At 71.6% G+C, this 1,220-nt stretch carries 1 protein-coding gene; it reads left to right on the top strand.

The window, feature by feature from the left end; all coding sequences use genetic code 11:
- Positions 1–107: 107 nt before the first annotated feature.
- Positions 108–1,091 (top strand): aldo/keto reductase, encoded by a 984-nt coding sequence (locus G6048_RS48175; protein ID WP_165345907.1) that lies wholly within the window; start codon positions 108–110, stop codon positions 1,089–1,091.
- Positions 1,092–1,220 lie beyond the last annotated feature (129 nt).

Genomic DNA, 1,220 nt, shown 5'->3' with positions numbered 1-1,220 from the left:
GTACATCGCCCGCTCTGAATAGCCGGAGGGACGGCTTCGGGCTCGGGCGATCCTGGTTGTCCACAGGGTTCCCCCGCACTGACTTCGGGCCAGTAATCTCAGCCGACATGGAGCAGAGGCATCTCGGCCGTACCGGCCTGCGTGTGTCCCGGATCGGACTCGGCACCCTCACCTGGGGCCGGGACACCGACGAGCATGACGCCGCGGACCTGTTGAAGGCGTTCTGGGAGGCGGGCGGCACCCTCGTCGACACGGCGGATGTGTACGGCGACGGGGAGGCCGAGTATCTGCTCGGGCAGCTCATGGAGGGGCTGGTGCCGCGCCGGGATCTGGTGATCTCGACGAAGGCGGGGAGCGTGCCGGATCCGGACCGGCGCTTCGACGGTTCGCGCGGGCATCTGCTCTCCGCGCTCGACGCCTCGCTGGCGCGGCTCGGCACGGACTATGTGGATCTTTGGCAGGTCCACGCCTTCGACTCAGGGACACCGCTGGAGGAGACTCTCCAGGCGCTCGACCTCGCGGTCAGCAGCGGCCGCGCCCGCTATGCCGGGGTGTCCAACTTCTGCGGCTGGCAGCTCGCCAAGGCGGCGACCTGGCAGCTCGCGGCGCCAGGGATACGGACCCGGCTGTCCAGTACGCAGATGGAGTACTCCCTGCTGCAACGCGGCGTCGAACGCGAGGTGCTGCCCGCCGCCCTGGACCTGGGCATCGGCCTGCTCCCGTCCTCGCCGCTGGGCAGGGGCGTACTGACGGGCAAGTACCGCAGCGGGACGCCCGCGGACTCCCGGGGTGCGTCGGAGCATCTGGCCCCCTTCGTCGCGCCGTATCTGGACGAGGCGGCGAGCGGCATCGTGGACGCGGTGACGACCGCCGCGGACGGGCTCGCGGTGACACCGCTCCAGGTGGCCCTCGCATGGGTTCGCGACCGGCCCGGCGTCGCCGCCCCCATCATCGGCGCGCGCAACGCACTGCAGCTCACGGCCGCGTTGTCAGTGGAGGCGCTTAGTCTTCCTGACGAGATCTGCCGAGCGCTCGACGATGTGTCGGCGCCCATACACCGCTATCCCGATCACGACTGGAGCACGCTGTGACCACGGATCCCGCCGCCGCGCCGTCCGCTGCCGCGCAGCCCGCTGCCGCGGAGGAAGCCGAGCCGGGGGCGCCGAACGTCGGCCTGGGGGCCGAGTCGGGCGCCAGGGCCGGGGGGCCCGGGGCGGAAA

It is taken from the genome of Streptomyces ureilyticus, from assembly GCF_011045025.1.
In the GTDB taxonomy this organism is placed as follows: domain Bacteria; phylum Actinomycetota; class Actinomycetes; order Streptomycetales; family Streptomycetaceae; genus Streptomyces; species Streptomyces ureilyticus.
The sequence above is the reverse complement of the archived record's forward strand: the minus strand, read 5'-3'. Positions and strand labels throughout refer to the sequence as shown.

Coding starts and splice junctions, on each gene's coding strand:
- G6048_RS48175 (WP_165345907.1), top strand. CDS start 108: ATGGAGCAGAGGCATCTCGGCCGTACCGGCCTGCGTGTGTCCCGGATC.